At 53.2% G+C, this 25,056-nt stretch carries 20 protein-coding genes; 4 read left to right on the forward strand and 16 right to left on the reverse strand.

Going from position 1 to position 25,056, the window contains the following annotated elements:
* Positions 1-206 precede the first annotated feature (206 nt).
* A complete protein-coding gene (locus tag EPD59_RS08350) occupies positions 207-1,427 on the reverse strand; it encodes a UDP-N-acetylmuramate--L-alanine ligase (protein ID WP_317128488.1) in 1,221 nt (406 codons plus the stop codon).
* Positions 1,428-1,758: 331 nt separating this feature from the next.
* On the opposite strand from EPD59_RS08350, the gene EPD59_RS23165 reads away from it, so the two are divergent.
* Together EPD59_RS23165 and dnaB are read left to right on the forward strand one after the other, a co-directional pair.
* On the forward strand, positions 1,759-1,890 hold the full coding sequence (locus EPD59_RS23165) for a hypothetical protein (protein WP_262712934.1): 132 nt from the start codon (positions 1,759-1,761) through the stop codon (positions 1,888-1,890).
* The gene (gene dnaB, locus EPD59_RS08355) at positions 1,842-3,377 is read left to right on the forward strand and encodes a replicative DNA helicase (protein WP_133272385.1); all 1,536 of its coding nucleotides are present in this window, start codon (positions 1,842-1,844) and stop codon (positions 3,375-3,377) included. The genes EPD59_RS23165 and dnaB overlap by 49 nt, the downstream gene beginning before the upstream one ends.
* Positions 3,378-3,534: 157 nt before the next feature.
* On the opposite strand, the gene EPD59_RS08360 is transcribed toward dnaB, so the two are convergent.
* The 7 genes from EPD59_RS08360 to EPD59_RS21790 form a co-directional block, all read right to left on the reverse strand.
* On the reverse strand, positions 3,535-4,008 hold the full coding sequence (locus EPD59_RS08360; RefSeq protein ID WP_133272386.1) for a lipocalin-like domain-containing protein: 474 nt from the start codon (positions 4,006-4,008) through the stop codon (positions 3,535-3,537).
* Between the two features lie 322 nt (positions 4,009-4,330).
* Positions 4,331-4,786, reverse strand: a complete 456-nt coding sequence (locus EPD59_RS08365) for an ankyrin repeat domain-containing protein (RefSeq protein WP_133272387.1) — start codon at positions 4,784-4,786, stop codon at positions 4,331-4,333.
* A 129-nt stretch (positions 4,787-4,915) separates the two neighbouring features.
* A complete protein-coding gene (locus EPD59_RS08370; protein ID WP_133272388.1) occupies positions 4,916-6,130 on the reverse strand; it encodes a PepSY-associated TM helix domain-containing protein in 1,215 nt (404 codons plus the stop codon).
* A 98-nt stretch (positions 6,131-6,228) separates the two neighbouring features.
* Entirely contained in the window at positions 6,229-8,673 is a 2,445-nt protein-coding gene (locus EPD59_RS08375; RefSeq protein WP_240731676.1) for a TonB-dependent receptor, read from the reverse strand.
* A gap of 195 nt (positions 8,674-8,868) precedes the next feature.
* On the reverse strand, positions 8,869-9,900 hold the full coding sequence (locus EPD59_RS08380; RefSeq protein ID WP_133272389.1) for an LLM class flavin-dependent oxidoreductase: 1,032 nt from the start codon (positions 9,898-9,900) through the stop codon (positions 8,869-8,871).
* A gap of 90 nt (positions 9,901-9,990) precedes the next feature.
* Positions 9,991-10,683: an MFS transporter gene (locus EPD59_RS21785; RefSeq protein ID WP_205703500.1), complete on the reverse strand. Its 693-nt coding sequence runs from the start codon at positions 10,681-10,683 to the stop codon at positions 9,991-9,993.
* The gene (locus EPD59_RS21790; RefSeq protein WP_205703501.1) at positions 10,680-11,579 is read right to left on the reverse strand and encodes an MFS transporter; all 900 of its coding nucleotides are present in this window, start codon (positions 11,577-11,579) and stop codon (positions 10,680-10,682) included. Before EPD59_RS21790 ends, EPD59_RS21785 begins: the two co-directional genes overlap by 4 nt.
* 207 nt (positions 11,580-11,786) lie before the next feature.
* On the opposite strand from EPD59_RS21790, the gene EPD59_RS08390 reads away from it, so the two are divergent.
* The gene (locus EPD59_RS08390) at positions 11,787-12,548 is read left to right on the forward strand and encodes a sulfite exporter TauE/SafE family protein (RefSeq protein WP_133272390.1); all 762 of its coding nucleotides are present in this window, start codon (positions 11,787-11,789) and stop codon (positions 12,546-12,548) included.
* Positions 12,549-12,682: 134 nt separating this feature from the next.
* On the opposite strand, the gene EPD59_RS08395 is transcribed toward EPD59_RS08390, so the two are convergent.
* The gene (locus EPD59_RS08395) at positions 12,683-13,171 is read right to left on the reverse strand and encodes a hypothetical protein (RefSeq protein WP_133272391.1); all 489 of its coding nucleotides are present in this window, start codon (positions 13,169-13,171) and stop codon (positions 12,683-12,685) included.
* A 212-nt stretch (positions 13,172-13,383) separates the two neighbouring features.
* Here EPD59_RS08395 and EPD59_RS08400 point away from each other — a divergent pair, with 212 nt between their 5' ends.
* Positions 13,384-14,421 carry an SDR family NAD(P)-dependent oxidoreductase gene (locus tag EPD59_RS08400; protein ID WP_133272392.1) on the forward strand — a complete coding sequence of 346 codons (1,038 nt, stop codon included), beginning with the start codon at positions 13,384-13,386 and terminating at the stop codon, positions 14,419-14,421.
* A 94-nt stretch (positions 14,422-14,515) separates the two neighbouring features.
* On the opposite strand, the gene EPD59_RS08405 is transcribed toward EPD59_RS08400, so the two are convergent.
* From EPD59_RS08405 to EPD59_RS08435, 7 genes are all read right to left on the reverse strand, one after another.
* Complete coding sequence (locus EPD59_RS08405; RefSeq protein WP_133272393.1) at positions 14,516-16,105, reverse strand: carboxylesterase/lipase family protein; 1,590 nt, start codon at positions 16,103-16,105, stop codon at positions 14,516-14,518.
* 21 nt (positions 16,106-16,126) lie between these two features.
* A complete protein-coding gene (locus EPD59_RS08410; RefSeq protein WP_133272394.1) occupies positions 16,127-17,596 on the reverse strand; it encodes a glycoside hydrolase family 30 protein in 1,470 nt (489 codons plus the stop codon).
* A 280-nt stretch (positions 17,597-17,876) separates the two neighbouring features.
* Positions 17,877-21,203 carry a T9SS type A sorting domain-containing protein gene (locus tag EPD59_RS08415; protein ID WP_165963523.1) on the reverse strand — a complete coding sequence of 1,109 codons (3,327 nt, stop codon included), beginning with the start codon at positions 21,201-21,203 and terminating at the stop codon, positions 17,877-17,879.
* Positions 21,131-21,622 carry a hypothetical protein gene (locus EPD59_RS08420; RefSeq protein ID WP_133272396.1) on the reverse strand — a complete coding sequence of 164 codons (492 nt, stop codon included), beginning with the start codon at positions 21,620-21,622 and terminating at the stop codon, positions 21,131-21,133. Before EPD59_RS08420 ends, EPD59_RS08415 begins: the two co-directional genes overlap by 73 nt.
* Before the next feature lie 98 nt (positions 21,623-21,720).
* A complete protein-coding gene (locus tag EPD59_RS08425; RefSeq protein ID WP_133272397.1) occupies positions 21,721-21,993 on the reverse strand; it encodes a hypothetical protein in 273 nt (90 codons plus the stop codon).
* Between the two features lie 1,153 nt (positions 21,994-23,146).
* A complete protein-coding gene (gene mutM, locus EPD59_RS08430; RefSeq protein ID WP_240731677.1) occupies positions 23,147-24,022 on the reverse strand; it encodes a DNA-formamidopyrimidine glycosylase in 876 nt (291 codons plus the stop codon).
* A gap of 71 nt (positions 24,023-24,093) precedes the next feature.
* Positions 24,094-24,993, reverse strand: coding sequence for a PhzF family phenazine biosynthesis protein (locus EPD59_RS08435; protein WP_133272399.1), 900 nt, complete (start codon positions 24,991-24,993; stop codon positions 24,094-24,096).
* Positions 24,994-25,056 lie beyond the last annotated feature (63 nt).

Consider the following 25,056-nt stretch of genomic DNA (forward strand, 5'->3'; position numbering starts at 1 on the left):
GTAGCGGCCCTTTTTTAGTAACTGGTACGTACTGGCCTCGGGTTACTTGGTCACGGCCTCAGCCAGCATATTCAAATCCAATCCGTCAAATGTGCCCGACGACATCATCAACAGGTTAGCATCGGTCCAATTCTGCTCATGCAGGAAAGCGGCGAGGGCCCGGCTGTCGGTAAATACGCGCAGATCAGGGCGCTCAAAGGCGGCTGTTACCTGCTCGGGGGCAAATCGGGAAGACGCTTATGGGCTAACACCTGCGGATTGAAGTACACGATGGCCACATCGGGCGCGTCAAAAGTATGGGCGTATTGGGGCAAGAAGGCCGGATTGAGGCTACTGAAGGTATGTAGCTCCAAACAGGCCACCAACCTCCGCTTCGGAAACTGCTTTTTCAGGGCTGCCGCGGTGGCTTTAAGCTTGGAAGGGGCGTGCGCGAAGTCCTTATAAACTACCGAATCGTGGCCAGCGCGCACTAGCTCCAAGCGGCGCGCGGCGCCTTTAAAGGTGGCCAGCGCCTCAAAAAAGTCCTTGCCCTTAATGCCTAGCTGCTTGCAGACCTCTTTCGCGGCTGAGATGTTGCGCAGGTTGTGGTCGCCAAATATCTGAATTGGAATCTCGTCGTCTTTCTTGGTAAGCAGAAAAGTCTTGCCGTCGCGCACGACGTGCTCGTGCGGTCCGTAGCCGATGTACTTCACGTCTGGGTCAGTGGGCACGCTCACTAGCTGCACCTGCTCGTCGTCGCGGTCGTAGATGAGCACGCCGGCTTTGGGCGTCATTTCGGCGAAAATGCGGAACTGCTCACGGTAGTCTTCCTCGGTCGGAAAAACGTTGATATGGTCCCAGCTGATACCCGAAATAACCCCGATGTGGTGTTGGTACAAGTGAAACTTTGGCCGCCGATCAATAGGGGAAGAGAGGTATTCGTCGCCCTCAATGATGATGATTGGCGCGTCGTCCGTTAGCTGCACCATCAAATCAAATCCTTCCAGCTGAGCGCCCACGGCGTAGTCAAACTTGCGGCCGTGATGGCGCAACACGTGCAGAATCAGCGAGGTAATGCTGGTTTTTCCATGACTGCCCCCAATAACTACCCGCTGTTTATCGCGGGAAGCTTCATAGATGAACTCCGGGAATGAATAGATCCGAAGCCCAAGCTCCTGAGCGCGCAGCAATTCGGGGTTGTCGGCCCGGGCGTGCATGCCCACAATCACGGCATCGAGGTCAGTGGTTATCTTTTCCGGAAACCAACCCTCGCTGGGGGGCAAAATTCCGGCGGTAGCCAAGCGACCATGAGCAGGCTCAAAAATTTCGTCATCAGAACCGGTTACCTGAGCGCCGCGGCGATGCAGGGCCAGCGCCAGATTATGCATAATACTTCCCCCGATGGCAATCAGGTGAAGACGGTGGAGCGCGGTGGGCGTGGGGGGCATTTCTGAGATATAGAAGCAATGATAAATCGGCGAAAAGCCGGCCGGCAAAGGTACTAGCCCAACTCAGAAGTTGATGCTCAATGGGTATAGTACTTGGTTCGGGCCGGGATGAACGAGCATCTCAACTGTTACAAAGGCAAATGCCATAATTTTTATCAACATCAGATAGCGAAAAGAAACAGTTTTTCCGTCTGCTAATTATGAAAATCTGCCCCTAGATTTGCACCCCTTTGAGCGTAAAAAACAGCCAGCATCGGGAGCGCAAGCAACAATAAATCCTTCGCGTTGCGAACCAAATCCTTCCAAAGCTGACTACCTTGTACAACACCCAGTGATGAACGACCAGATGAATGAGCGCGTAAAGTTGCAGGCCTCTCGAGGCATCGCCGCCCTGAATGGCCGTCCTGCCGCTTTATCCATGACCGGTCCGGCGGGCAAATTGCCCCCCAGGCCCGTGAGCTAGAGGCGGCAGTGCTCGGCGCTCTGATGCTCGAAAAAGATGCCCTTACGACGGTTATCGATATTCTGAAGCCCGTGAGCTTCTACGACGATAAACACCAGCGCATTTTTAAGGCTATTCTGAACCTGTTTGATAAGTCGGAGCCCATCGATATTCTCACCGTAGTGCATGAGCTGCGGGAAATGGGGGAGTTGGAGCCCGCTGGCGGCCATCATTATGTGGCCAACCTCACCTTCAAGGTTAACTCGGCCGCGAACATTGAGTACCACGCCCGTATCATCACTGAGAATGCCATCAAGCGGGAGCTGATCAATATTGCATCGACCATCCACCGCGACGCTTTCGAAGATACTACCGACGTATTCAACCTACTCGATCAAACCGAGCAAGCCCTGTTTGAGGTTTCGGAATCGAACATCCGCAAGAACTTCGATGATATGCGTAGCCTCATGGGCAAGGCCATCAAAGAGCTGGAAGAGAAAAAGAATCAGAAAGACGGCCTAACCGGCGTGCCCAGTGGTTTTGCGGCCCTTGACCGTGTAACCAGCGGTTGGCAACCCTCTGACTTAGTGATTATTGCGGCCCGGCCTGGTATGGGTAAAACGGCGTTTGTGGTTTCCGCTATGCGCAACGCAGCCGTCGATTTTAAGAAGCCAGTTGCTATTTTCTCACTGGAAATGTCGTCTCTGCAGCTCGTTAATCGTCTGATTTCGGCTGAGGCGGAACTGGATTCTGAAAAAATCAAGAAAGGCAACCTGGCGGATTACGAGTGGGCTCAGCTCAACCACAAGATCTCCTCGCTGTCGAGCGCGCCCATCTTTATTGATGACACGCCCGCCCTGAGCATTCGGGAGTTGCGTACCAAGTGCCGCCGCCTGAAGGCCCACCACGATATTCAGATGATCATCATTGACTATCTACAGTTGATGAGCGGTAACACCGATGGCGGCAAAGGTGCTGGCAACCGCGAACAGGAAATTGCTTCTATCTCACGGGCACTAAAAGGAATTGCCAAAGAACTGAACGTACCTGTGCTGGCGCTGTCGCAGCTCTCCCGCTCAGTAGAAACGCGCGGCGGCGACAAAAAGCCGCAGCTCAGCGACCTTCGTGAATCGGGCTCTATCGAGCAGGATGCTGATATGGTTGTCTTCCTCTACCGGCCTGAATACTACAAAATTACGGAGGACGAAATGGGTAATCCCACCCAAGGTACTGGTGAGGTTATTATTGCTAAGCATCGTAACGGATCCCTCGAAACGGTGCAACTCAAGTTTATCGGCCGTTTTACCAAGTTTGCCGACTTGGATGGCGTAGGCTTTGGTGATGAGGCAGGTGGCTTTAATACCGGCGCTTTTCCTGCCAGTACCTTTGATGAAGATCCTAGCAGCTTTGCACCCAATACCATACGGCTAGGCAGTAAGATTAACGACGGTGCCAGCCCGAAGCCATTCCCAAAAAGCAATTTTGGGAATGACGATCCACCGTTTTAAGTAACGGAGTGCTAAATAAAGCAGCGTCCCCATACCTAGCCTATAGTAGGTTAGGTATGGGGACGCTGCTTTATGCCTTTGAGTCGAGTATAGCTACACAAAAGCGGCTGCCCCTGAACAGGAACAGCCGCTTTTTAAAAAAGTATGCAGGCTGGTGTTAGCGTGTGTACTCAAGTTCAGTGTAAGGCTTGCCGGCTTCGGCTACGCTACGCAACTTAAGCGAAGAAGCGGACAGCGAAGTAACCTGGTATTCCTTGGCTTCGCCTAAGTTAAGCGTGAGGTCTTTCTTATCAGCGCTGAGCGCCCAAGTGCCAGGTTTAGCCTCTTTTTTAGACTCCTTATCGCAGACGTTAGCACCTTCTAACTCCGTCAATTCACCTGTAGCCTCAAAGTGTAGCTTGTTATCCTTGCTGCACTCATCAAGCATCATGAAGATATTGGTGGTCCTAACATCGTTTGGGGTCGGTACGATGCCTTTGTAGGCTACTAGCTGCCAATCGCCGGCCAAGGAAGCATCCGTCGAAGACTGAGCAGTAGCGCGAGGAGTTGGAGATTCTTCTAGCTGCTTTTCGCAAGAGGCAAACAGCATGGTGCCCAACGAGAGGGCCGTAAGCAGACGTACTTTGGTCATGAAAAGATAGAAAGGTGAATAAAAAAGAACGCGTAGAAATAGACCGTATAGCTATGAATTTTAGAGGATGCGTCTAGACGCTAAAAGAGTTGAAAGCAGTTGAATTAACTTGAAGAAGTGTAATTACTGATGTGTCCTGACTACAAATATAGATACCCCTTTTGTATCCACCATCAAAAGCAGCCCAAAACGCACCTATAAAATTATGTCAATTGTATTTTGTTGATATTTATTTTGGCTTAGCAGCTTAATAAATAAGAAAGCCCAAAAGAGCTTCACATGCGTGAAGCTCTTTTGGGCTTATATCTACTATATAATAATATTATGATTTAATCTTGGCCTCAAGTAGTGTGATTACATCTTTATTGCCACTGGCCTTCGCGCTGGCCAAAGCTGTGTTTCCGTCTTCATCTTTAGCTTGTAAGTCGGCACCACTGACTAACATCAACTCAATGAGCTCTTTGCTGCCTTTTCCAGCCGCATAATGAAGAGCAGTAGCTTGAAAAGCATCGCGCCAGTTGATTTTTGCTTTGTACTGGAGCAGCGATTTTACAATAGCTACATTATTATTTGTGGCCGCCGCAATCAGATAACTAGTAGGAAAACCAGGAACAATCTCGATAACATGATTGGGATCAGCACCTGCTTTTAACAGGGTTTCAACGGCTGCGGCATTGTTCTTTAAAACCGCTGTATATAACTCCTTGCTTTTATCCTGCGCTGCTGAAACATAAGCTAAGCTCAAAAATAATAAGCAAAAGAAGGTAATCTTTTTCATGCGAAGGGGTGGTAAAGTGAGGTTGATATTGCGTAAAAGTACAATACCAACTTCTTTCTTTCACAACCCCGTAACAACAAATTGTAAGAGATAATAATTGTAAATATCACCTCTTACAACAGCCAGTTGCTAAGCAATTGCAGCTAACTGTTTCTGCTTCTTCTTTTTCTCTTTTTTCAATCTGTTGAGCCAGAGAATAACGCCGGTAATAGGGAATGTGAACCCCAGCACACACACGATCAAGGCAATTATTTTGGAGGGTAATCCGTAAATGGATCCTGTGTGAACTGGCTTAAAGGTGCGTCGTACCCGCTGTCCTAGGTTACGATCTTCAAAGGCAAGCTTTCCTAAAACCTGACCATTGTACTGATCTAGGTATAGTTCATCATTGGCTGACTCGTGGGGGGCATTTTTCGGCAGCATGGCCACGCGTACTGCCTCGGCTGAATCTTTGGGCAATTGAATGCTGAAATTTTGAGCCGTAGGCATTTGCTGTCTCGCTATGTCGTAGGCCGCGTCATAGGTCAGGCGCGCACCAGCGGTAGCCACTACAGACTTTGGTGGCTCGGGACTCTTCATCTCCGAGTTGGTGAGCGTGAAGATGCCCTTGTTGAACCACTCAAACGACCAAGCCAAGCCCGTAAAAGCAAAGACAAACAGGAATAGGGCGCTATAAAAACCAAGTACAATGTGTAGATCATGGTTGAGGCGCTTCCAGCTAGCATCCCACTTGACGGAGAGACGCTGGCGTAGCACCTTGCCCGTAGCAGGCCACCACAACACTACCCCAGTCCCGATAATAAATAGAAAAAATAAGGTGCTTACACCAACAACAAATTTGCCCACCGCGCCGGCTACCATGCCCCGGTGCAGGGCAAACATGGTGTAGAAAAAGGTGTCGCGGTAGACGTATGGGCCGATTACCTGCCCCGAATACGGATTGACAAAGTACTTGGGGCCGCCACCACCTTCCCCGCCGCCTTTAGGCTTTTCGCCTGCCTTGGGTCCTCCGGCATTACCAGCTGGGCCCGCTTGCGCCGTTGCACCTTCCTTGCCGGGCTTGTCACCCGCCAGGCTTACCTCCACCGTGCGCAGAGGGTCGGCATATACCTTCATGCCCGTTACCTTAGCGTCAGGCACCGAGGCTTGTACTGCCTGGGTTATCTGCTGAAGAGAAAGACGAGGCTGAGTAGCGGGTGCCTCCACAAAATAGCGCTCCGAGTGCCAAGCTTGCTCCAGTTCTTTTTCAAAAACCAGTACGGCCCCAGTAAGGCACAGTATGGCAATGACCAGCCCCGAAGCCAGACTGAGATAGAGGTGAATCGTGCGAAAAAATACCTTCATGGCAGTAATAAGCTGAAATCTGTTAGCGGGGGGCAAATTTGCAATAATGCCCCGAACAGTGGCTGCTCGGGGCTTAGAATGACGGCAGTGCTACCTAACTACAATTGGTAGGAAAGGGTGCCAGAGAACTGGCGCGGGTTAATTGGGTTGATGCTATTGTCGTCGTGGGCGTTGTAATTGTAGGCGTCCAGCAGGTTGGAAGCTTTCAGACGCAGACTTACGCGGTCGAGGGTGTATCCAACGGAGAGATCAAATAGAGGGTACGCTTTTAGGGGAATGAGGCGGTAGGCGTCGTTCTCGACCGTGCGACGGGTGGAGCGCCCCGCCTGCCGCTCCCCAATATAGGTAGCTACGAAGCCTGCGTTCAAGCCTTTCAGGGCCGACTCATTGTCGAAAGTGTAGAACACGCTCGCGTTGGCCGTATGATTCGGGTTGTAGCGTAGCAGGCTGCCAACCTCATAAATGGTGCTCTTGGTGTACTTCGTTTGGTTGTAGCTGTAGCCGGCGATGAAAGACCAGCCTTGGTACGGCTTGCTCAGGATATCCACTTCCACGCCTCGGCTGGTCACTTCACCGGCCAGCTCCTGCGCTGTAGGATAATCCTTGTTGAAATTTGGCGCGTCGGGCAGCACCGTCTGGGCCAGGTTGCTGTTCACAATCTGATAAGCCGTTACGTTGGCCGACAGCAGGCCCTGAAACAGGTCGTTCTTGATACCAACCTCATACTGGTCCAGGGTAGAGGGCTTAAGGGCCGTACCCGTGACATCGAGCCCACTGTTGATGGTGAAGGAGTTGGAGTAGGAGGAGAACAGCGACATCGTCTGGATGGGCTGGTACACGATGCCCAAGCGCGGCGACCACGCCTCGTCGAAGCGACGGGTCTTGGTTGTCACGTCCGTACGATAGGTTAGTACGTCGCTGGGCGTTTCCTGGTAGGTCCAACGCAAACCGGCCAACACCTTTAGCTTCTCACTGATGCTCAGCAAGTCCTGAGCATACACGCCGCCGCGCCGGGTGCCGCCGGTGGTGCGCTGGTTGCGGGTTAGGTTCGTGATATCGGCCCGTACGCGGGGCTGAGCCACTACCCGGTTCGGATCGAACACGTTGATGGAATCGTAAGCCGCCGTCACGTACGACACGTTGCGGCTGTCATACTGGTCGCCATCGACGCCCACCAGTAGCGTGTGGTTCAAGGAGCCCGTCGCAAATTTGCCCATCAGATCCACCTGACCGAGCATGTAGCCCTCAGTGGCGCTGGTGCGCTGCACGTTACGTAACAGATTGCCGTTGGGCCGAATACCCGTGGGGCGCGACGCGCTGAGCAAGTTGTTGTCGTAGTGCTGATAGCCGGCGGTGGTGCGCACCTGCCAGTTCTGGTTCAGGCGGTGCGTGAGCGTGAGTGTAGCGCTTTTCTGCGTTGTCTCGTTGTTGGCCCAATCCGTATTTAGGAAGCGGCTGCGTGGCACGTCGGCTATTTCATAGTTGATGGCGCCGATGCCGTAATCAGGTGTGCGGTTGTCATTGAGGTAATCACCCTCAATCAGGATATCCGTTTTCTCGCCCAGCTTTACCAGCACCGAAGGATTCACGTAAAAACGCTCGCCTTTCACGCCATCGCGAAAGCTCCGGGCGTTTTCGTAGCTGGAATTCAGGCGGAAGGCCACATGCTCACTGTTGTTGATGGCGCCGTACACGTCGAGCGAGGGCTTGTAGAAGTTGTAGCTGCCCACGCGCATCCCAATTTGCCCCCCAGACTGAAATTGGGGCTTCTTGGTCACCAGGTTGATCACGCCACCCGCGGCCACGTTGCCATAGAGGATGGCGGCGCTGCCTTTCAAGATCTCGAACCGCTCCAGGCCGCTTATCTCAGGCATCACGCCGTTGTTGTAGCGCACGCCGTTCTTGAAGGTGTTATTGCTGTTGAAGGCGAATCCACGACCGGCAATCTCTTCCTGCGTGCCGCCCGTAGCGCCCATCACGTACACGCCGCTCACGTTTTGCAGCACCTCGCTTACGCGGAGTACCTGCTGCTGCTCCAGCACTTCCTTGTTAATCGTGACAACGCTCTGGGGCAGATCAAGCGGGCGAACGGGCATCTTGCCTACGGTCACGGGCTGCTCATTCATGGTGCGAGTAGCCGTTACCTTTACTTCCGAAAGCTGCTGGGCGCTCTGGGAAAGCGTGATGGGGGGCAAATTCAGCGTCTGATCTGCGCCCAGGCTCACCTCAATCTCCTGCCGACCTACGCCCAAATAGCTAACAACCAAGGTATAGCTGCCCGCTGGGAGCGGGAGCCGAAACCGGCCATCGGCGTTGGTGCTGGTGCCCATGGTCGAGTTCTTCACCAAAATTCCCGCCTGCTCTACGGGTTGCCCATCCACCGTCAGCACCTTGCCAGTTACATAGCTCCGAATTTTCTCCGGCTCGTCCGTGGCAGTTGCTGATACAGGTGCGATGGAGGCGGTAAGATTTTGCTGGCTATAACCTGCTAATGGAGCCATTAGCGTGGTTATCAGGATAATTGGTAGGGTAGAGCAGCGCATTTGCTTATTTAGAATGCTTAAAAACAATGCAAAGAAATAGCTTATCTAGAATTGGTCCAAACAATTGGAGTAAAGTTTTCGATAAATTTTTAAGCGTCTGATTGTCAAAGAACTTGTTGAGGCGCTTCGTCATTAATGAAAAAAGCATCTAGCCAAATGGCCAGATGCTTTCTGATTTATTCTCCTGAACTAGTGCTACGCGTGCGCTTGAGCTATGGGGGCCAGTTCGAAAACTTCGGCCAACAATTCATAGGAGCGAAGCCGGTCAGCGAAGTCATAGGTAATGGTTACGGCTGTGATTTCCTCTACTCCATAAGAGGTTGCCAGAACAGTGAGTTGGGCATGTACTTGGTCAGGGGTGCCGCTTACCATGCGTTGCCGGTGATAGGTGAGGCGAGCACGCAACTCGGGCGTGAGCGGGTAGTTGCGCACGGTATCGTACGAACCAATGGAGGTCCGGTCGCCGGTTTCGAGCTTCAGCATTTGCAGGGCCAGTGTTTCGGCTAGTTCGGTTGCCTTCGCTTCCGTATCGGCGCACAGTACAAAAAGGGCCACCGTAGCGCGTGGCGCGGCCAGCTCCTCCGACGGCCGGAACCGCTCCTTGTACAGCCGTACCATATCAGGCCCCCCGACGGGATTTATGAAATGGGCAAACGAAAAAGAAGCCCCCAGATGAGCCGCAAACAGACCGCTTTGCCCGCTGGAACTGAGCAGCCACAACTCCGGCATAGTGGTGGCGAAGGGCGCCGCCTTCACCTTTTCGTGGACGGTATTAGGAACAACCTCATCGCGCAGGAAACCCCGCAGATCCATGAGCTGGTCGACAAAGTCCTCGTCGCGGAAAGTATTCTGAGGGTTAAGCACATGGGCTGTGAGGCGGTCGGTGCCGGGCGCGCGGCCGATGCCTAAGTCAATGCGGCCGGGGTAGAGCGTTTCGAGCAGGCGGAAGTTTTCGGCCACCTTCAGGGCGCTATAATGGGGCAACATTACGCCACCCGAGCCCAGACGGATGTGCTGCGTTTCGGCCCCTAAGCGTCCAAGAAGTACCTCAGGCGCCGAGCCGGCCAACGTACCGGTGTTATGATGCTCCGACACCCAAAAGCGCGTGTAGCCCAATTGATCGGTGAGGCGGGCCAGTTGTATCGTTTCTTCAAGCGCCTGGCGTGCCGTGCCGCCCTGCCGAACGGGAGACTGGTCGAGGACGCTGAGGCGAAGTGTATTGGTCATGATGTAGAGATGAATAGCAGTTGAATAGTTGCTATAACCCCGCGGCCGCCCCTCGTGTTCAGTTCGCTCCACTGATTGGATGGCGAGCGGCTACTCGGCGGCCACGGCCACGGGTTGGCTGATGGCGTTGCTCTTGCGCAGCGGCAGCTCCGGAATAAATAAAGTCACTACCCAGCCCGCCATTACCAGTAATAAGGTGCAGAGATAAATACGCGAAATAGCATGGGTAAATGCTACCCGAATGGCGGGAGTAGGGCTGCCCGCAACTTGCGCCAAGCCGGGGGGCAAATTAGGGCCTTCCGTGACGCTAACTTCTGTGGCAGCAACTGGCGCATTAACCGTAGCGGGCAGCGCCTGCGCCAAACTTATACTGAGTACCGCGCCAAGTCCGGCGGCGGCTACAGCCCCGCCAATCTGCCGGAAAAACTGGCTAGCTGAAGTGGCCTGACCCAACAAACGGGGCTCAATGGCATTCTGTACGGCCAGTGTGTAAAGAGGCATGCTCGGCCCGAGGCCCAGGCCACAGAGCACTACGTAAAACAATACCTCATAATAGGTTACATCGGCAGACATAGTGGCCAGCAGGCTAAGCCCGATCATCAGCACTACGCCGCCGCCCAGCATCCAGCGCTTATAGTGACCAAAGCGCGACACCATTTGGCCCGCTAGCATAGAGCCAGTTACTACCCCCAACGAAAGCGGAATAAGGCTTACGCCGGCCTGCGTAGCAGTGGTGCCCAGCACATTCACCATAAACAGGGGCTCAAAAATAATGATGCTCAAAAAAGCCCCCCGAGAAGAAACAGCGCCAGATTGGCCGTCCGAAATACCTTGTTATCGAAGAGCGAGAAGTCGAGAATGGGGTTGGTGGCGCGGCGTGACCGGACCACGAACAGCGTAAGCGCCGCCAGGGCCAAGGCAAAAAGGCCCAGCGTAGTAGGCGAAGTCCAGCCGTACACGGCTTTATTCAGCTGCAACGCTATTACCAACGGCCCCAGTCCCAGCATCAGCAGTATGGCGGCCAGATAGTCGAGGGGCTGCTGCTCGCCACGGGGGCGTAAGGCCGGCATCCGCGACAGGATAAACCACAAGGCCAGGGCACCCAGCGGGATGTTGACATAAAAAACCAGGCGCCAGCCTTCTACGCCCGGCAGCAGGCCGTCGCCGTGGTCGGTTAAAAGGCCCCCCAGAAAGGGCCCCAGCACCGACGACAAGCCAAATGTTGCTCCCACAAATCCCTGGTATTTGCCGCGCTCGGCGGGGGGAAACAGGTCGGCTATAATAATGAATGCCATGGCAAACAGTCCGGCACCGCCCAGTCCCTGAATGGCCCTAAAGATGATTAGCTGACTCATGCCGTCGCCGAGGAGGGGCAAGGTGCCAAACTCGCCCGCCAGTCCGCACAATGCCGAGCCAAACAAGAACACCAGAACCGCCGTGACCTCGATAGTGCGCCGCGAGTACATATCGGCCAGCTTGCCATAAATGGGCACCAGCGCCGTGCTAGCCACTAAATAAGCGGTGGCAACCCACGTAAAACGATCGAGGCCGTGCAGGTCGCCTACGATGCGCGGCAGGGCCGTGGCCACAATAGTTTGGTCGAGGGAGCCCAGGAAAAGAGCCAGCAGCACACCGGCCAAAGTCAGCACTTTGGTACGTTGGGTAAGCGAGTCAGTCATATTGAAATAGGTCGGACTGAGTTACGCGGTATCCGGCGCTTGGTTGGAATTACGAAGAACCCGCCAGCTGATAAGACCAGAAAGTAAGTTTTAAAGCGGCCACTGTGCCTGCCTCAGAGCGCACTTGGCCGACAAATGTTTGGGAGGAATAAGGAACACCCCCGCGAGCAAACTACCTTCGCCGGCATTACTCAAAAAAGCCCCCAGATGACCCTCACCCTGGCCTTGTTGTGTTTATTTGCCTTTCTGGCTGGTTTCGTAGATTCGATGGTGGGCGGTGGCGGCCTGATTCAGCTGCCAGCTATGTTGCTGCTGCTCAAAGGCGTACCCGTGCCCGTTATACTTGGAACGGGCAAAGTGTCGTCGTTGGCGGGCACGGCCACGGCTTTATGGCGCTACTCGGGGCGGGTGCCGATGCCGTGGCGCAGCGTGGGGGCGGCGGCAATTATGGCCGGCTTGTTTTCCTTCGCCGGCGCGCGGGTGGTAAGTCTGCTGCCCAGCGAACTGCTACGGCCACTGGTGCTGGGCCTGCTGGTCGTGATTGCCGCGTACACGTTCTGGCGCAAAGATTTTGGGGCCATTCACGCCCCCCGGCTCACGCCCAGCCGCGAAATGCTTTATGGCGTGCTGGTAGGCGCGATCTTAGGGTTTTACGACGGCTTTTTTGGGCCCGGCACAGGCAGCTTGCTGCTCTTTGCCTTCGTAGGGTTGTTTGGCTACGACTTTCTTACCGCTTCGGCCTCGGCCAAACTTGTTAATGTGGCCACCAACCTCACCAGCCTATTGTACTTCGCCTTCACTGACCAGATTCTCTATCACATTGCGCTGCCCATGGCCGCCTGCAATATGCTGGGCTCTACGCTCGGCGCCCGCATGGCGTTAAAAAAAGGTACCGGCTTTGTACGCGTGCTATTTCTGGTAGTGGTCTGCGGGATAATTCTGAAGCTGGCGTACGATACGTTTGGCTAAACAGCTTAAGCGCTAAAAAGCATTGGCCCAACTAGTGCACGAGACGCTGGTTTTAAGCCGGGAATGAAATAGGCTTAATCCTAAAAAAGCCCCCTGAAATATTCCTGGGGGCTTTTTTGCTTCTCAACAGCTACTTAATCTTGGTTGCTAGGCAGGCCAGGTACCGGGTTGCCTTGGGCGGCACTTGTATTTGGAACGCCCATTTTCTCTTCCCGCTTGCGCTGATAGCGGTTAAACTGGTCTGGTGACAACACCTCTTTCAGCGCCGCCAGTCGCGATTGGCCAATGTCTTCCACAATGCCGTTTAGTTTGCGCAAATCGGTGCGGTAGCGCAGGCGGGCAGTTTCCACGTTGCGCACGCTGGTCAGGTTTATTTGATTCACTTTTACGACCTGCGGGGGCGTAAGACCTAAGGCCTGGCGCATATTATCGGTGAGGGCTTTGGCGCGGGCTTCTACTTTATCGGCAGGAGGCGTAGGGGCCGGCGCGCTCGTTTTCGCGGGCGTGGCCGCTTTGGGTTTGGTAGCGGCTGCGGCGGCTTTGGGCTTCGCGGCGGTTTGAGCCTGCGCAAAGCCTGGCGCCAGAATCAGCAGAAGGAAGGCAGCAAAAAAGGAAATCTTCATGTCAGAATAGGTAGGGTGGAGCCAAAAAAGCATCCAGTGCAAAGATGTGTCAGAAAATGAGAGCCTGAAACAAGGTTTTCAGCACGTAAATATGGTGCCAGAAAGGAATAATGGGGTTGTAACGCAGATAGTCATTTATTCATGCCCTACTGCAATGAAAAAAAGCCCCCCAGCCAGCGCAACCTTTCTTCTGGCATTCCATACTAGAAAGTATGAAGCAGAGAAATCAACCTAAATGGCTGGCGTTGGCTGGCATGGGCGCCGTGATAGCGGCTGCGGCACTGTGGTCTAACCGCCGCGGCTCTTACGATTTGGCGGGCCGCGTGGTCCTGATTACGGGGGGCTCGCGCGGGCTGGGTTTGGTACTGGCCCGTCAGGCCGTAGCCGAAGGCGCCAAAGTGGCTATCTGCGCCCGCGACGCTGAAGAACTAGAGCGTGCGCGCCAGGAATTAGCCGCTGGCGGCACCGAAGTAGTAGCCTTGCAGCGCGACCTCACCGACCCGGAGGCCGTCCGCTCCCTCATTGCCGAGGTGCAAGAGCAGTTGGGCTTCATTGACGTGCTCATCAACAACGCCGGCATCATCACCGCTGGCCCCCTCGACCACATGGAACTGCGCGAGTACCAGGATTCGATGGATACGCACTTCTGGGCACCTCTGCACGCTATGCAGGCCGTGTTGCCAGCCATGCGCCGCCGGGGAGAGGGCCGCATTATTAACATTGCTTCCGTGGGGGGCAAAGTTCCGATTCCGCACTTAGCGCCGTACTGCGCCAGCAAATTTGCGCTGGTGGGCCTCTCCGAAAGCTTCCGGATTGAGCTAAAACAACACGGTATTCTGGTCACTACCATTTGCCCAAACCTGCTGCGCACGGGCAGCGCGCGCCATGCCATTGTGAAAGGCAAGCATAAGGAAGAATACGCCACCTTCGTCGTTGCTGACTCTCTGCCGGTGCTGACGCTAGATGCCGAAGCCGCTGCCCGCCGCATCTGGAACGCCTGCCGCCGGGGCGATGCTGAAGTGATTGTAGGAACGCCTGCGAAGCTATTGGCTGGCTTGCACGGCCTTATTCCCGGCACCACCACCGATCTGCTGAGCTTAGTCAATCGTGCTTTGCCGGGCGAAAATGGTGAACTGGGCGACGAACGGCGTCACGGCTACGAAAGCGAATCGGCAGTGAGCCGCTCCTGGGTAACAACGCTCACGCGCAAGGCTGAAAAGGAGAATAATGAGCTGGCAAGTGACAAGTAAGGAAAGATCTTACTTTAAGCGAAAACAGGCGATAGAAGCGCAGTATACTGCGCCTCTACCGCCTGTTTTCACTTTTCGTTTTAGCGCACATAGACTACTTAGTGAAAGCTTGATCTAATAGAAGATACCGGGCGCGGTTCTGCTCGGGCTCGGCTCGCGTTGTAACGTCAATGCGCAGAATTTGCGCGTTGGCGCCTGCTTTAGCGGCCGGCCAGGTAGGCAAACCGCCGCCGTTTGGATTGCCGGTTTTGATAAAATTGGCAAAGTAGCTCTGCATGGTCTCTGAAACTTTGTAGTCGTCGGGCGTCCAGGCGTACACTTTATTGGTAGCCAGGTTGCCGAGGGCGTACTCTATCTCCGCCGAATGGGAGGCGCCCCGATCAGCAGGTGCACTACCCATGGCCGGGTTCATGGCTGGGCGCGGGCGGGCATACAAGTAACGGTACACCGGCTGACCGCCGGTTTGACTATGCATATCGGCCCATTTCCAGGTACTGTAGGCAATAAACCGGTCGCCAGCAAGTTCGGTGGCCGACTGCTCTGCCTGTTCGGGAGTGCTAGCTGGGTAAAGCTTTAGAATGTCGTCGGCACGCTCTCCGTAAAGCTTTTGCACCACTTTGCGGTAGTCGTAAGGCGTAGGTGGCGCTTTACCAAGCAAAAACGGAGCAGTCATTTCCTGCGAATTCCACCCCACGAGCAGCGGTACGCGCGCTTGTTGCCCGGCGGCAAACGTGGCCGTGGGCGTCTGCATGAAAAAGTAGCCATCGATGGTAGGAGCGAAGCGTGGCACACCGGGCTTGCTGGCTGCTTCAAGGAGTTGTTGGGCCGGCAGTGCTCGCAAGGCTGCCAGCGAAGTTGCCCCAAGGCTGGTTGCAAAGGCCGCCCCGTTTTTCTCCGCTTCGGCCAAGGGCAAAGGTCCAAAGCTGGTGTTTAGCATGGAGCCGCTTTCACCGATGGCCCTGGAAAACAACGCTTTGGATAGCGGCGACGCCATCTGCGCGCTCACTGACATCGAGCCCGCTGACTCGCCGGCAATTGTTACCTTTTTGGGGTCGCCGCCGAAGGCCGCAATATTCTGCTGTACCCAGCGCAACGCAGCATTCTGGTCCAGAAAGCCATAGTTGCCCGATGCCTTATTAGGTGATTCTTGGGTTAGTTCAGGATGAGCTAAGAAGCCAAAAATGCCCAATCGATAATTCACCGTGACGGCCACAATGCCGCGCTTGGCCATACTTTCGCCATCGTAGCGCGGCTCCGAGCCATCGCCCGCAATAAAGCCGCCGCCGTAGAAATACACTAGCACAGGCAGTTTCACCTGCGCTGATTTGGCCGGCGTCCACACATTCAGATACAGACAATCTTCACTCACCCCATCGGAGCGAAAATTCATGTCGCTGTAAATGGGCAGTTGCATTGCCTGGGGGCCAAAGTTCTTGGCTTGTCGCGTCCCCGTCCAGTTTTTGACTGGCTGAGGCTCCCGCCACCGCAAGTCGCCGACGGGGGGCGCGGCAAACGGTACCCCCTTGAACTCGCGAATGCCACTCGCTGCCGTAGCTCCTTCCAGCAAGCCATTGGCGGTCTGCACACGGGTGGTAGTAGAGGCTGTGGGGGGCTTTTTTGCCTGACCAAAAGCTATAGGCAAACCGAGAATCATAAAGCACAAAAGGAGCAGTACAGTTTTCATAGATAGCTAGGAGCGTAATGCTTAATTCACAACGAAAGTCATGATGGAATGCGGCTGACTCACGGCCGCCGTAGCCTGGTTCTGTACCCACAGCTGAAAATCCTGCTTTTTGTCGCTGTCATTCATCACCACTACGGCCACCTTACCATCCGGATTCAGGAAAGCTGTTGTGCTCAAATGGTCGCGGTTAGAGGAGCTGGTGATACGTTTCGCGCCGGGGCGAATAAACTTGGAGAAGTGGCCGATGTAGTAGTAGCTATTGGTATACAGGAGCTTACCGCTGCGCGTGTCGCCGATTATGGGGGCGTAGCAGAAGTTCTGCACGTGGTTGGGGCCGCCGGTTTCGTCTAGCAGTACGTTCCAATCTGTCCAGCCAACGGTGCCGTTGTTGAAGTCGTTGATCATGGAATGGCCGTAGCGCTCGCCAAGCGCCCAGTCGCCTACTTTGTCGAAGTTGAATTTCTCAATGCAGCCCTCCGTGAATATCAGGTTCGTGTTCGGATAGGCCTCATGCACATTTTTTAGGTTGTCGAAAAGCATGCCGCTGCCGGTCCAGGTTTCATACCAATGATAGCCAATTCCCCAAACATATTGTGCGGCCTTAGGGTCGTCGAGAATGGTGCTGGCCCGCTGGAAAATCTGGTCACGGTTGTGGTCCCAAGCAATGAGCTTACGGTCGCCGAGGCCGTTTTTCTTCAACGTTGGACCGAGGTAATCACGAACAAAGTCGCGCTCCTCTTCGGCTGTGAAAATGCACGACTCCCACTTCTGCTTAGCCATTGGCTCGTTCTGCACGCTCAGGCCCCAGATCGGAATACCCAGCTGCTCATACGTTTTGATAAACTTAACATAGTAGTCAGCCCAGTTCTGCCGGTACTGAGGAAGCAATTTGCCCCCCTGTAGCATACTATTGTTGTCCTTCATCCAGGCGGGTGGGCTCCACGGGGTCACGTACATAGTCAATTTGCCCCCCGCCGCTGCTTGCGCCTGCTTGATGAAGGGAATGCGAAACTGCTCGTCGTGCTTTACGCTGAAGGACTTCAGGCTTTCGTCTTTGTCGGCCACATAATTATAAGGTCCGCTGGAAAAATCGGTGCTGTGAATGCTGGTGCGGGCCAGCGTGTAGCCGATGCCCTTTGTTGGGCTGTAATAGGCCTGCAAAAACTCTTGTTGGGCCGCTTTGGGCAACTTAGCGAACGTTTCGGCCGCGGCGTCGGTAAGCGCCCCTCCAATGCCGAGCATCGTCTGAAACGTTTTTGTAGGATCAACAAAGATGCACACCTGGGTTTCCAGGGGCTGCGCTTCCGGCTTGAATGCTAACGCCTCACCCGCTGCCATGCGCAGCGGCGTATTCGCTGCCGTGGTAAACACCTGCGCTTTTTTGCCCGCTACAGAATAAGGCTGCGGCTTACCGGTTGCTTTTTGGGCGGTGGCGTTGCTGCCGATAGCTAAGGCGGCCAGCAGCAGACCAGAGAATAGTTTGGGGAGCATAATATGAATAAATATTAGAGTAGATGGCTACGAATGCCGGCCTAAGCCAAAGCGCAGGCTGCCGCAGGTGGGGAAGTTACGGGTAACAATGAGTTTAAAGCGACAATAGGTTTGTGTCATCTTTTATAAAGCAAATAAAAGCTAGTCATACACTGAGCAAGCAGGAACACAAATTCAGCCTGTGACAGAATAATAAGGCAGTAGGTCAACTAATAACATCCATAAAAAAAGGGCCCGCCTATATAGGCGGGCCCTTTTTTATGCATCAAGACCTAAGTGCTTATCTCGCAATGAGGAAGCGGTTGGTCTTGGTTTTGCCATCGGTACTCACCCGATAAAAGTAGGTGCCGGAAGGCAGCGTAGCTCCTTTCATAGTTACCGACTGCATCTGTCCAGCTACCGCTTCGCCATCGTACAGGGTCGCAACTTTGGCTCCGATTGCGTTGTACACGTCAACCTGTGCGTGTCCGGTTTTCGCTACCGTGAAGGTGATGGTAGCGTCGGACGTGGTTGGGTTGGGATAAACGCCGGTCGTCAGCTCGTCTTTGGTAGAAGCCCCCCGCAGTGCGGTTGCTGTGGCATTGACCGCTAGAGGAGCGCAAGCGAGGTTGTTATTATAGGCATCCAGTATTTTGGCATAGCTGAGGGCAGTAGTACGATCGGCACTCGCTGCTTTCAAATAGTCTTTTGTGCCATTGAAGCAATACTTAGCCAGCAAAGCCTCGGCCTTTATTGCTGCATCGGCGGCCGACGCGCAAGGAGCCGTTCCCGACTTAATGTTTAGTTGATAAGACATTAAGTGCTTGGCCAGATTGTAAGCCGCATCACTAGCTTTCTGCTTACCGGTTGCGTCCTGCGTGCTCAGGATTTTCACGGCAGCAGCGCAGTCAGTAAGGGTGAAGCCAGTACACTTCGTGCTACCGGGATTTGACCAGAGTGTGTGGGGCAAATGGTCATCCAGAATGTAGAAGCCGGCCGCTTTACCACCGTTCTTGAGGGCGGTCTGTACCTGCTTGCCACCTGTGCAAGTGCTCCAGTTTTTCCAGTAGCCGGGCGTGCGGGCAGTGCCTTGTGGGAAGGTGTTATTCACCAGGAATTTGAGCCGTACCATCGCCGTCGCCCCATATTTGTTGGTTGGTAACTGGATGGCAGTACCAGGCCCAAACTCCATGCACAGATTTCCTACTGCTTCTCCTTGGTTGTAGTCGCCACCAGTGCCATTTGGGTCATATAATGTCACTGTTTTGAACGTCCCATCTCCGTTGTCAATTTGCCATACTACGGAGAAACCGGACGGCACATTGAGTTCGCACAAGGTGTAGTTCTTATTGGCACTCAACGTTACACCTGTAAACAACTCGCTGGAGTTAGTAAGGCTGGTTGTTTCAGACTTAACGGGTGTAGTACCAAAACCCTTAGGTCCATTATAGATTGCGAAGGTGTAGCTTTTTGAGCTATTGACCGCTCCGTTTGTTTGTTTGAGCAGCGTAAGTCCACTGCACTCAGCTACATTGACGGTGAGAGTAGCCTCCGTGTCGCAGCTCTTGCTATCAGTATCAGCATAAAGGCGCGAAACTGTAGCTGTGAAGCTATGGCCACCGACTTTCACTAATAAGTTATCGAAGACTGTAATAGCATTCCCACCTGCGTCTTTCCACGTTACGATATCTCCCTCTTGAGCTCCAATGGCAGTATTGTAGCTACTTAGGGCTACCCCAACCATTTCCTTCTCACAGAAATTTGCGCTCGCGTTTTTGAGAACAGGAGCACCCAAAATCTTAATGGTGAGAGTAGTAGAGTTGCTGCAGGAGGTGCTGCCCCGAGTAAGGGTAGCTGTGTAGACGTGAGTACCTACTGCTAAGTCGCCAGTAGTTGTGACGACATCAGCGCCTTTTTTCCAGACGACAGCATCACCAGTTACAGCCCCAATGGCACCATTGTAGTCGCTTAGTGTAGTATTGCTTTGCATATCGTTGCAGAAATCCACGCTTTTGGCGGTCAATTCAGGCAACGGTTTGACCGTCAGCGTCCCCTCAGCCTCAGCGGAGCAACCAGTAGTCTTATTGGTTACAACGGCTTTGTATTTATCGCCATTTACGGCATCAGCTTTGGCAACGAGGTAGCTGCTATTGGTTGCGCCTGTGATGATGTTGCCATTCTTATACCACTGGTAGCTGTACACGCTTGCATCGTTCGGCGTGGCTTGGAACATAGCGTCTTCAGCTACACATTTCGCTACATCAGCAACGGCCGCATTTGGTAAAGCGTTTACCTTCAGTGTCCCACTGCCAGGCGCTGAACACAAGGTCAGTATGTTCGTGACAACGCTTTTATAGACGTCGTTATGCATAGCCGCCGTTACCGCCATCACAGTATAACTGCTGCCAGTTGCTCCCCCGATGATGTTACCATTCTTATACCACTGGTAGCTATAGACAGCAGCATCGTTGGGCATAGCTTGAAACGTGGCGTTTTCACCCACGCACTTGGTCACGTCCGCGACCGAGGATTCAGGTAAGGCGTTTACCTTCAATGTCCCTTCAGCTTCTGCCGAACAGCTAGTGCTTTTGTTTGTCACTATGGCCTTGTACTTGTCCCCATCCACAGCAGTAGCTTTAGCGACGAGGTAGCTGCTGGTAGTCGCGCCCGTGATGATGCTGCCGTTCTTGTACCACTGATAACTGTAGACTCCAGCGTCGTTCGGCGTAGCCTGGAAAGTTGCGTCTTCACCCGCGCATTTGGCTACATCAGCTACTGCTGCATTTGGAAGTGGATTTACCTTCAGTGTTCCTTCAGCCTCAGCGGAGCAACCAGTGGTCTTGTTGGTGATCACAGCCTTATACTTGTCGCCATCGGCGGCATTGGCTTTAGCAACGAGATAGCTGCTATTAGTTGCATCTGAAATGATAGTGCCATTCTTATACCACTGGTAGCTGTACACGCTCGCATCGTTCGGCGTAGCCTGGAATGTGGCATCCTCGCCTATACACTTCGCTACATCGGCTACTGCCGCCGCTGGCAGAGAATTAACTTGCAGTGTGCCACTACCTTCGCCTGGGCACTGAGTAGAGATGTTCGTGACAACGCTTTTGTAGACGTCGTTATTCATAGTAGCAGTCACGGTTGAAACCGTGTAGCTGCTGTTGGTCGCTCCCCCGATAATAGTACCGTTTTTATACCACTGGTAGCTATAAGTAGCAGCATCGTTGGGCATGGCTTGAAACGTGGCGTTTTCGCCCACGCACTTCGTTACATCCGCGACTGATACTATGGGTACCGGATTTATAGAGATGGATTTGGATACCTGATCGGAAGAACATTGGCTGTTACCCGTCAAACCCTGATTGGTAACAATTACGCTATAGGTTCCACCTGTGCTAACAGTAATGCTGGGGTCGGTAGAGGTAAAGCCGCCAGGGCCCGTCCAACTGTACGTATAAGGTGCCGCACCACCGGTAACAGCGGCCGTTAGTGTGCTGGAGCCGCAGCCTGGGGTTACGTTGATAGCTACTTGAGGCTTGCTGAAGAAATTGCCTAATAAGAAGTCTCCAGGGTAGCCGTAATCTCCTGCGACACGCGGGTTTCCAACATGAAAGAGGTAAAGCAACCGTCGATGCCAGCTAGTGAACACAAGTTCACGCCTCCTTCGAAGAAAGCACCCGCCGGAAACTTATTCGTGGTACCATCTTTAGGTTGATAGGGCCAAGGTGAATCAACTTCGGTGGTGTTGACGGTGGCAAAATAATTAGCGGAAGTAAGTGTGATCGACTGCAGTGTGCCGCCCTTCTGATCTCCGCCAGTTCCTACCCACTCATAAGCTGTAATTTCAGCAGCGCCACCGCCGTTGGTGAAATTGCTAATTAATAGTAGGTCACCAACTGTATGAGTGCCGTTGAACTTTCCTCCACTACCGAGGGAGACATTACTTTTAAATAACCAAAAGCCAATCGCCGCATCTCCATTAACTGCATAGCGGTCAGCAAAAAAGTAAAGATTACAGCCATAGAGTGCTGCACCCCCATCCAAAATATCACCCTTATCTGTGGGAGTACCCGATGTATATAGCCAGGAGCTAATATCATTGTCGTCTTTGGAGCCACCGCCAGTAAAAATCTTTTCGCCCCCTACACCATCCTGTTGGACCCCAGTGCTAACTGTTGCCCCGAAGTGCCATTATGAATCAGGTTCCAGTCGTCGGGAGGGTTTGGATTTACTGCAATAGCATTCCCATCCAGCTCAAATCCGGCAGCTACTTGCGCCTGTGTAATAGAGCTAAAGCTTAAAAGCAGCAATAAGGCACCAATAAGAACGCGCCAACACTTGACGGCTGGAGCAGGTAAGGAATTGGGGTAGGATGTACAACCAATAACCCCATTGTTAATGGAGAGCTTTCCCATAATAGTAAGGTGTGTGGAAATGAGGGGTAGAACAAAGTATCAGGTTCGCTGCTGAGCAGCTCACCAAGGCACACCCTTACAGGCGTCGGCCTCGGACACAAGAGCAAATGCACCACTAGCAATCACTGGGGCTAGTGGTTGGCACAACGCTACGCCAGCTACTACACCAGATTTTGGTGGATCAAACGCGGGCTTCCTCGAATGAAATGCTACTTATAAAGCGAGGGCTAAAAGGCAGAGATGCCTCCAGCACGAAATGTCTCCTTGGACGTGAGTAAGCCTTGGAGGAGACTACTTGTAAGGCTGCTGATACTATCTACTTAAAATAGTAGCTCACCTTGTTGCGCCTTTTGCTGCTTTACAGGAGTGTAAAAGGGCCTTTCAGAGATGGCCCTAGTAAAGCTGACCTGGTTATTGTTTTGAGCCTAGTCAGTTTCGCGTAATAAAGCAAAAACAAAGGGTGCCTAAAAACCTTACCATTGCCGTCGCAAGAGTAAGAAACTACACTGATAAAATAGCCCTTAATAAAATTAGAGCTTAATAATTGATGAATGTTTTTTTCGATTATTGATCTGGTCAATACTTGAACTTTATTAATACTCAAGCAATAATCGAAGGCGAGGTGCCGCAAAAAAACACAACAGTGATCCACATAAAGAAATCACCATACCAGCAAGGGTTAGCTGTTTCGGGAAGTCTTTGTTGATAGAATAATCTAAATTAAACAAATAATAATCTTATGCAATAGTAAATTGATTAATTATTAATGATAAATTATTCTTTATATAATGTTCAAAAAATATATAACTATAGTAAGTAAAAACGCATTCGTAATCGATTGATTAAATGCGTTTGCTATAATCTCCGTTGGTAGCACCATTCAGTTGCCTTATCCTATTCCTGAGCCTAACGAAGTGACGCTTCCTGCTTCAACCATAGTAGGTCTATAATTCAATTTTATTCTGGACTAATACGGCAATTATGTAATAGTTTTTGTGCATAATGGTTGGAACAATAGGTAGAGATTCAGGCGGCCTTATTGAAGATAATATAACTGTACAGTATGTGTTCATACTGTAAGCACGAAAAGCCAGACGTAAACGGACTATAACCGAGAGAAGCCCCCAGAACCAGTTCTGGGGGCTTTTCTCGGTTATAGTATCTGGCAGCGCGAACACACATACGTAGCTCGCCCACCCACATAGCTTTTATCAATTAGCGTTTTAGGATGGCGGGGACAAAACTTGTGCTGCTCCGAGCCGGGCGTGGCGGAGTCGTCCCACTCGCGGGCGTGGATGAGGAAGGAAGCTGGAAAGTGCCGATACGTAGCCTCGTGCTGAATGGCAGTTTGCAACACTAGCTGAATAGCTGCACTCAGGGCCTTGAATTCCTTATCACCTAGTGAGTTGGCGACTCGTTCGGGATGAATCTTGGCCTGAAACAATACCTCATCCACAATCCAGTTTCCTAGTCCTGCCGTGATGCGCTGATCAAGCAGCAGAGGCTTGAGAATGGTCTTTTTGCCCCCCAGTGCTTGCTTGAGATAGGGGGCGCTTACGTCGAGGGCATCGGGGCCTAGCTTCTTGGCTTGCTGGTACGCTTCTACGCTCTCGGCCAGACGAATGCGCCCGAACTTGCGGGGGTCGATGAAGGCCACGCGCAGGCCGTCGGCCAGGTGCAGAGCCACGCGAGTGAAGCGGGGCGCGTCGTGGTCGTCGCGGTAGGCACCTACATCGCCGGTCATGCCAAAGTGCAGGGCCAGCACGGCGCCATCATTCAGCTCCAGAAAACAGTTTTTGCCAATACGGCGGGTGGCCGTTACCTGCCGGCCGACCACGCGCTGGCGGAGCGTGTCCTCGTCCGCGCCCAGCACATGAGCGTCGCGCACTTCAAAGGCAGTAATCGGTTGATGAAGAATAATGTCGTCGAGAAACCGGCGGTAGGTTTCTACTTCGGGTAGTTCGGGCAATGAGGTAAGGAACTTAGATGGGGTAAAAACCAAAAAATGCCCTTGGGGGGCATTTTTCAAAGAATCAGCATTCTATTAACCAACTTTCCCACCGGAAGTTCCGATCAGTAAAGACCAGTTTGGTACTTGCTCTAAATTCGCATGGTGCCTACGGCGACCACTACGGCGGTGCCCCCAATTTGCACCATCTCAATCGACTCGTGCGAGCCCCGCACACTCACTTGCACCGTGCCAGGGCGGTCGAGCCAATGGCCCTGCTCCGCCACAAAATTGAGGGTATCGAGGTAGCGATAATGCCAAAGATAAGCGGCCATGCCGCCCGTTGCCGAGCCCGTAACGGGGTCTTCAATAGTATCGGGCGGTACACCGAAGTGGCGGGCGAAGGTGTGCCCAGCCTTGGTAGCGCCGCCCAGACAGAAAAGATGAGGACTAAAGAAGTCACTGGAGGCGCGGTACTTACGGAAAGACACTGGCTCGGGAGGAGTAGCGCGGCGCAGGGCATCGTGGTTGCGGAGCAGCACCATGAGCTGCGGAGTGCCGGTGCTCACTGTCTGGATGAGGGCGCCGGGATACAGGTCGTCGGGGGTGAGACCAAAGAAGGGCATCACCACTTCTGGCTCGTGCACCGCACCGAAGACCGGGCGGCGCTGAGTCATGACAACGTGCATGGGTTTTTGCCCCCCAGGCGCCAATACATCAATCTGAATGGGGCCTTCCTGCAATTCCAACTGCAAAGTGGTGTGAATGCCGGCTAGCGGCAGGCGACCCGCATAAATAAGAGCCGTAATAGCCGCAATAGTAGGGTGGCCGGCCAGCGGCAATTCTTCCGCAGGGGTAAAATAGCGCAGACCAAAATCGGCAGTGGCCGAACGACGCACGAATACGGTTTCGGATTGGTTGAACTCGCGGGCAACCTTCTGCATGGTTTCCGGCGAAAGTTCATCCGCATCAAACACCACCGCACACGGGTTGCCGCTCAGCGCTGTTTGGGTAAAGGCATCGACAAGCAAAAAGGGGTAGGAAACGGGCATAGGCGCGGCAGGAACGGAACCTCTAAGGTAGGAAGAGTCGGGGAGTTAGATATAAAAAAAAGC

It is taken from the genome of Hymenobacter radiodurans (assembly GCF_004355185.1).
Taxonomy (GTDB): domain Bacteria; phylum Bacteroidota; class Bacteroidia; order Cytophagales; family Hymenobacteraceae; genus Hymenobacter; species Hymenobacter radiodurans.

Coding starts and splice junctions, on each gene's coding strand:
- EPD59_RS08350 (WP_317128488.1), bottom strand. CDS start 1,427: ATGCCCCCCACGCCCACCGCGCTCCACCGTCTTCACCTGATTGCCATC.
- EPD59_RS08360 (WP_133272386.1), bottom strand. CDS start 4,008: ATGACCAAAGTACGTCTGCTTACGGCCCTCTCGTTGGGCACCATGCTG.
- EPD59_RS08365 (WP_133272387.1), bottom strand. CDS start 4,786: ATGAAAAAGATTACCTTCTTTTGCTTATTATTTTTGAGCTTAGCTTAT.
- EPD59_RS08370 (WP_133272388.1), bottom strand. CDS start 6,130: ATGAAGGTATTTTTTCGCACGATTCACCTCTATCTCAGTCTGGCTTCG.
- EPD59_RS08375 (WP_240731676.1), bottom strand. CDS start 8,673: ATGCGCTGCTCTACCCTACCAATTATCCTGATAACCACGCTAATGGCT.
- EPD59_RS08380 (WP_133272389.1), bottom strand. CDS start 9,900: ATGACCAATACACTTCGCCTCAGCGTCCTCGACCAGTCTCCCGTTCGG.
- EPD59_RS21790 (WP_205703501.1), bottom strand. CDS start 11,579: ATGACTGACTCGCTTACCCAACGTACCAAAGTGCTGACTTTGGCCGGT.
- EPD59_RS08390 (WP_133272390.1), top strand. CDS start 11,787: ATGACCCTCACCCTGGCCTTGTTGTGTTTATTTGCCTTTCTGGCTGGT.
- EPD59_RS08395 (WP_133272391.1), bottom strand. CDS start 13,171: ATGAAGATTTCCTTTTTTGCTGCCTTCCTTCTGCTGATTCTGGCGCCA.
- EPD59_RS08400 (WP_133272392.1), top strand. CDS start 13,384: ATGAAGCAGAGAAATCAACCTAAATGGCTGGCGTTGGCTGGCATGGGC.
- EPD59_RS08405 (WP_133272393.1), bottom strand. CDS start 16,105: ATGAAAACTGTACTGCTCCTTTTGTGCTTTATGATTCTCGGTTTGCCT.
- EPD59_RS08410 (WP_133272394.1), bottom strand. CDS start 17,596: ATGCTCCCCAAACTATTCTCTGGTCTGCTGCTGGCCGCCTTAGCTATC.
- EPD59_RS08425 (WP_133272397.1), bottom strand. CDS start 21,993: ATGGGAAAGCTCTCCATTAACAATGGGGTTATTGGTTGTACATCCTAC.
- EPD59_RS08435 (WP_133272399.1), bottom strand. CDS start 24,993: ATGCCCGTTTCCTACCCCTTTTTGCTTGTCGATGCCTTTACCCAAACA.